The sequence below is a fragment of the Nonomuraea sp. NPDC050680 genome (genome assembly GCF_040654555.1).
Classification (GTDB): Bacteria; Actinomycetota; Actinomycetes; order Streptosporangiales; family Streptosporangiaceae; genus Nonomuraea.
The window spans coordinates 1-5,878 of sequence record NZ_JBFAIF010000049.1 but is presented as its reverse complement, the minus strand read 5'-3'; the positions used below and the strand labels follow the sequence as shown (position 1 = coordinate 5,878).

Below are 5,878 nucleotides of genomic sequence, written 5' to 3'. Positions count from 1 at the left end.
CGTCGTCGTTGCTGGCGTTCTGGTACTGCTGCTTCGGGTAGGCCAGGTCCACGTCCGCCGTGGCGGCGTCCTGGCTCTCGCCCGGCCGCGCTCCAGCCCCCTGCGACCCTCGCAGAGCATCGCGTACGTCTTGCCCACCCCGGGGGCCGCCCCGAGGTAGACCCGCAACCGCCCCCTCATCTCACGCCCTGTCCAGGGCCAGGTTGAGTTCGAGCACGTTCACCGCGGGCTCGCCCATGAAGCCGATCGTCCGGCCGGTGGTGTTCGCGTCGATGAGCTGCTTGACCTTGTCGAGCGTGATCCCGCGCTCCTTGGCCACGCGTGGCGCCTGGAGCTCGGCGTAGGCGGGCGAGATGTGCGGGTCGAGCCCGGAGCCGCTGGCTGTCACCGCGTCGGCCGGTACGGCAGGGGTTCCCGCGTCTCCCCTGACCGGGACGGTTCGGCCTGCGGCGTAGTCCTCGCCGGGCTTGCCACATTCCACCTTCAGTCCCTGGTAGGTGGCCACGAATGGTACTGCCGGGCACACCTGGTTGACGCTGACGGCATGGTGGGGGAACACCTTCAGCACCGCGCCGACGCCGTCCGGTGTGCAGTACGGGCGGGCGCCGCTGACGCCCTCCAGCTCGCCGACCGCCTTGGAACGGGCGCAGACCTGGGTGAGCAGCGACTGCTTGCCCGCGTCCGGGTTGCCCTCCTCGTCCTTGGCGCCGGGCACCGGCAACGTGTCCACGATGTCCTCAGGGCCCAGGTTGCTGGCGCCGGTAGAGGTCGGGTCGTAGCCGTCCCCGGCGGCGGACGGGCGGGACTGGAAGTACTTCCTGACCGGGTTGCCGTCCTTGTCGGTGAACTTCTGGCCGATGATCGCGCTGCCCACGTCCTTGCCACCGGCCTGGACGATCGAGCCATTGGCCTTGCCGTTGAACAGCGCTTGGGCGACGCCGGTGGTGACCAGCGGATAGATCACGCCGAGCAGCACGGTCAGGACGACGACCGCCCGGATCGCGGCGAGGTGCTGGCGCAGCCAGCTAGGTAGACGGTCCATTACGACATCCCCGGAAGGAACTGGACGAACAGGTCGATGATCTTGATGCCGATGAACGGCGCGACGATGCCGCCCAGGCCGTAGATGTACAGATTGCGCGACAGCAGCTTTGAGGCACTGGACGGCCGGTAACGCACCCCTCGCAGCGCGAGCGGGATCAGCGCGACAATGACGATCGCGTTGAACACCACCGCCGACAGGACGGCCGACTGCGGACTGGCCAGGCGCATGATGTTGAGCGCGTCCAGCCCCGGATAGACCGCCGCGAACATCGCCGGGATGATCGCGAAGTACTTGGCGATGTCGTTGGCGATCGAGAATGTCGTCAACGCGCCCCGCGTGATGAGCAGTTGCTTGCCGATCTCCACGATCTCGATGAGCTTGGTGGGGTTGGAGTCGAGGTCGACCATGTTGCCCGCTTCCTTGGCGGCGGACGTGCCGGTGTTCATGGCCACGCCGACGTCGGCCTGGGCGAGTGCGGGGGCGTCGTTGGTGCCGTCCCCGGTCATCGCGACCAGCCGGCCGCCCTCCTGCTCCTTCCTGATCAGCGCCAGCTTGTCCTCGGGCGTGGCCTCGGCCAGGAAGTCGTCCACCCCGGCCTCGTCGGCGATGGCCTTGGCGGTCAGCGGGTTGTCACCGGTGATCATCACGGTCCGGATGCCCATCCGGCGCATCTCGTCGAACCGCTCCCGCATGCCCTGTTTGACCACGTCCTTGAGGTGGATCACCCCGAGGACCCGACCCTTCTCGGCCACCAGCAGCGGTGTGCCGCCGGAGCCGGAGATGCCGTCCACCAGGTGACCCACCTCGTCCGTGGGGTGCCCGCCCTGGTCGCGTACCCACTTCATCACCGCGGTCGCCGCGCCCTTGCGCACCTCGCGCCCGTCCAGGTTCACGCCGCTCATCCGGGTCTGGGCGGTGAACGGCACCCACTCGGCGTGCGCCAGCTCGCCCGGCTGCCGTTCGCGCAGGCCGTACGCCTGCTTAGCGTGGACAACGATCGAGCGGCCCTCGGGCGTCTCGTCGGCCAGGCTGGACAACTGCGCCGCCGCAGCCAGTTCCTCCTCCGTGACTCCGGCGACCGGGACGAACTCCGACGCCTGCCGGTTGCCCAGCGTGATCGTGCCGGTCTTGTCCAGCAGCAACGTGGACACATCCCCGGCGGCTTCGACCGCGCGCCCCGACATCGCCAGCACATTGCGCTGGACGAGCCGGTCCATCCCGGCGATGCCGATCGCCGACAGCAGCGCGCCGATCGTGGTCGGGATCAGGCATACCAGCAGCGACACCAGCACGATCCCGGTGACCCCGTTCGCGTTCAGTGCGAGCGAGTCGGCCACGCCGGGGTTGATCTGCTTGGAGTAGATGGCCAGCGGCTGCATGGTCGCGGTGGCGACCAGGAAGATGATCGTCAGGGCGGCCAGCAGGATGTTCAGCGCGATCTCGTTCGGCGTCTTCTGCCGGTTCGCGCCCTCCACGAGAGCGATCATGCGGTCGATGAAGCTCTCGCCGGGCTTCTGGGTGATCTCGACGACGATCCGGTCCGACAAGACCTTCGTGCCGCCGGTCACCGCCGAGCGGTCGCCGCCCGACTCGCGGATCACCGGCGCGGACTCGCCGGTGATGGCCGCCTCGTCCACGCTGGCGATGCCCTCGACCACGTCGCCGTCACCCGGGATGATCTCCCCGGCCTCGACGACCACGAAGTCACCCTGCTTGAGCTCGGAGGCGCCGACCACATCCCACTCCGGGGACGAGCGGCCCTTCAGACGCCGGGCGGTGGTGTCCCGCTTGGCCGCGCGCAGGGTGGCGGCCTGCGCCTTGCCCCGGCCCTCGGCCACCGCCTCGGCCAGGTTCGCGAAGACCACCGTCAGCCACAGCCACAGCACGATGGCCCAGGCGAAGAACGACGGCTCGAGCACCGCCAGGACGGTGGTGAACACCGCGCCGATCTCGACGATGAACATGACGGGGTTGCGCCATAGCGTGACCGGGTTGAGCTTCTTCACCGCGTCCGGCAGCGAGGTCAGGAGCTGCTTGGGGTCGAGCAGGCCGCCGCCTACCCGGCCGTTGCGCTTCGGTGTGGGAGCCTTGCCCGGCGCCTCGCGCACTGGGGTTGACATATCAGGACAGTCCTTCTGCGATGGGGCCGAGCGCGAGGGCCGGGAGGAAGGTGAGGGCGACCAGGATGACCGTCACGCCGACGACCATGCCGACGAACTGCGGCCGGTGGGTCGGCAGCGTGCCGGCGCCCGCGGGTACGGGCGCCTGTTGGGCCAGCGACCCGGCCAGCGCCAGGACCAGCACGATCGGCAGGAACCGGCCGAACGCCATGCACAGGCCGAGCGCCACGTCGTACCACGGCGTGTTGACCGTGATGCCGGCGAACGCCGAGCCGTTGTTGTTGGAGGCGCTGGTGAAGGCGTAGAGGACCTCGGACAAGCCGTGCGGCCCCGAGTTGAGCATGCTCGCGCGCTGCTCCGCCGAGCCCATCGCGAACGCCGTGCCGATCAGCACGAGGACCGGGGTGACCAGGAAGTACAGGGAGGCGAGTTTGATCTCCCGGGCGCCGATCTTCTTGCCCAGGTACTCCGGGGTCCGGCCGACCATCAGCCCGGCCACGAACACCGTGATCACGGCCAGGATCAGCATGCCGTACAGGCCGGAGCCGACGCCGCCGGGCGCGACCTCGCCGAGCATCATGTTGAACATCGTCATCATGCCGCCGAACGGCGTGAACGAGTCGTGGAAGGAGTCCACGGCACCGGTGCTCGTGAGCGTGGTGGAGGCGGCGAAGGTGGCCGAGTTCGGGATGCCGAAGCGGACCTCCTTACCCTCCATCGCCGCGCCGACCGCCTGCGGCACGGTGGCGTTACCGCCCAGCTCGAACACGTTGGTGAGCAGAACGCTGGTCAGCGCGATGACGCCCATCACGGCGAGGATCGCGTAGCCCTGCTTGACCTGGCCGACGAGCTTGCCGAAGGTACGCGGCAGCGCGAACGGGATCACCAGGATCAGGAAGATCTCCAGCCAGTTGGTCCAGTTGGTGGTGTTCTCGAACGGGTGGGCGGAGTTGGCGTTGTAGAAACCGCCACCGTTGGTGCCCAGCTCCTTGATGGCCTCCTGCGAGGCGACCGGACCGCCGGTGATCCCTTGGGTGCCGCCGGTCAGCGTGGTTACCTCGTGGACACCGGAGAAGTTCTGGATCAGCCCGCCGGCCACCAGCACCAGCGCACCGACGAAGGCGATCGGCAGCAGGATGCGCAGCGATCCGCGGACCAGGTCCACCCAGAAGTTGCCGATCGTCTCCGACTTGCGGCGGGCGAAGCCGCGCACCAGCGCGATCGCCACCGCCATGCCCACGGCCGCGGACACGAAGTTCTGCACAGCCAGGGCCGTCATCTGGGTCAGGTGGCCCATCGTGGACTCGCCCGAGTACGCCTGCCAGTTGGTGTTGGTGACGAAGCTGACGGCCGTGTTCCAGGCGATGTGGTCGGTGACCGGCTTCATGCCCAGGCTCAGCGGGAGCTTGTCCTGCAACCGCTGCATGCCGTACACGACCAGGATCGAGATCACCGAGAACGCCAGCAGGCTGCGCGCGTACACACCCCAGCTCTGCTCGGCATCGGCACGCACGCCGAGCAGCCGATAGATGCCCCGCTCGACGACATTGTGCTTGGTGCTCGTGTAGACCCGGTACATGTAGTCGCCCAATGGCTTGTGCACCAAGGCCAGCGCGACGATCAGAGAGATGATGAAGATCATCCCTGCTGCGGTCGGGCTCATCAAAAACGCTCCGGAAACAGCAGGGCCGCGACCATGAAGATCACCAGAGCCACGACAACCACGAGACCAGTGGCGTTGATCGCGCTCACAGGCGCTCCACCGCCCTCACAACGAGCCCGAGGATCACAAAGATCGCGATCGTCAGGGCGACGAAGATGACGTCTGCCATCCCCAACTCCTCATATCCGGAACGCCTTGCCTAACCGCTCAAGACGAGCGGTTACGAACCAAGGAAAGCCCCGAAATTTGGCGGTTTTGCCGTTCTTGACGGCATCCATACGGCCGTGGCGCGATTATTGATGCAATTCGTACGCGACACGCAGCCGAGAAAGCGCGGCAGGTCGCGCCGATGCCCGGCGCCCGCAACGCCACCTGGACCGCGAGGACCTGTGCGTCACCGACGACTGACGTCCATCAGCCGACGTGGACGTGCGGTCTGCGTTCCAGGTCCGGCTCGGCCTTGCGGAGCACCTCACGGGTCAGCGGCGGAACGTCGCCGCCGCCGAAGACGAGATAGCGCAGCATCGCCACGATCGGGTTGCCCTCCGCCCAGTGGAAGTAGATGTGAGGGACCCTGCCGGTGCGATCGTGCAGGTGGAGCAGGAGTGCGGCCAGCGAGTTGGGCACGGCCGAGCTGTCGATGGTCAGGATCTTGTGGCCGTACCGCTCCTCGCCCTGGACGTGCAGTTCGGTCTCGAACTCCGAGGCGTCCGGCACCTTCACCTCGACGAACAGGACCGGCTCGGCGCTGCGCAGCCGGTGGTTGATCCACTGCTCGCGCAGCTTGTCGTTGTACTCGTTCTGGTCGCGCTCGTGTGGCTCGTTCGCGATGAGGTGGATGTCGCCGCTCGCCCCGTTGACGAACTCCTCGGCCAGCGGGTCCAGGTGCACCTCGGTGACCCTCAGCTCGGTCGAGCGGGTGGCGCGGGAGATCAACGAGGTGACGATGATGGCCGCGATGAAGAACGAGGCGATCTTCACACCGTCCGGCCGCTCGATCACATTGTCCACCAGCGTGTAGGCCAGCACCGCCGAGATCACGCCGAACCC

5 protein-coding genes and 1 pseudogene are annotated in these 5,878 nt (G+C 67.7%); all 6 read right to left on the bottom strand.

What is annotated here, in order from left to right:
* Nucleotides 1-180 (bottom strand): hypothetical protein (locus AB0H88_RS52445; protein ID WP_357657724.1); only part of this gene is annotated, 180 nt, incomplete at its 3' end.
* Nucleotide 181: 1 nt separating this feature from the next.
* Nucleotides 182-1,042: a potassium-transporting ATPase subunit C gene (locus tag AB0H88_RS52440; RefSeq protein ID WP_357657723.1), complete on the bottom strand. Its 861-nt coding sequence runs from the start codon at nucleotides 1,040-1,042 to the stop codon at nucleotides 182-184.
* Nucleotides 1,042-3,165 (bottom strand): potassium-transporting ATPase subunit KdpB, encoded by a 2,124-nt coding sequence (kdpB, locus tag AB0H88_RS52435; protein ID WP_357657721.1) that lies wholly within the window; start codon nucleotides 3,163-3,165, stop codon nucleotides 1,042-1,044. The genes AB0H88_RS52440 and kdpB overlap by 1 nt, the downstream gene beginning before the upstream one ends.
* A 1-nt stretch (nucleotide 3,166) precedes the next feature.
* On the bottom strand, nucleotides 3,167-4,828 hold the full coding sequence (gene kdpA, locus AB0H88_RS52430) for a potassium-transporting ATPase subunit KdpA (RefSeq protein ID WP_357657720.1): 1,662 nt from the start codon (nucleotides 4,826-4,828) through the stop codon (nucleotides 3,167-3,169).
* Nucleotides 4,828-4,917 carry a K(+)-transporting ATPase subunit F gene (kdpF, locus tag AB0H88_RS52425; RefSeq protein WP_336203760.1) on the bottom strand — a complete coding sequence of 30 codons (90 nt, stop codon included), beginning with the start codon at nucleotides 4,915-4,917 and terminating at the stop codon, nucleotides 4,828-4,830. The genes kdpA and kdpF overlap by 1 nt, the downstream gene beginning before the upstream one ends.
* Before the next feature lie 325 nt (nucleotides 4,918-5,242).
* Nucleotides 5,243-5,878 (bottom strand): annotated as a pseudogene (locus AB0H88_RS52420) (amino acid transporter); the annotation flags it as partial.

What these genes read in the sequence shown, in the direction of transcription:
- kdpB (WP_357657721.1), bottom strand. Translation starts at nt 3,165, where the DNA reads ATGTCAACCCCAGTGCGCGAGGCGCCGGGCAAGGCTCCCACACCGAAG.
- AB0H88_RS52440 (WP_357657723.1), bottom strand. Translation starts at nt 1,042, where the DNA reads ATGGACCGTCTACCTAGCTGGCTGCGCCAGCACCTCGCCGCGATCCGG.
- kdpA (WP_357657720.1), bottom strand. Translation starts at nt 4,828, where the DNA reads ATGAGCCCGACCGCAGCAGGGATGATCTTCATCATCTCTCTGATCGTC.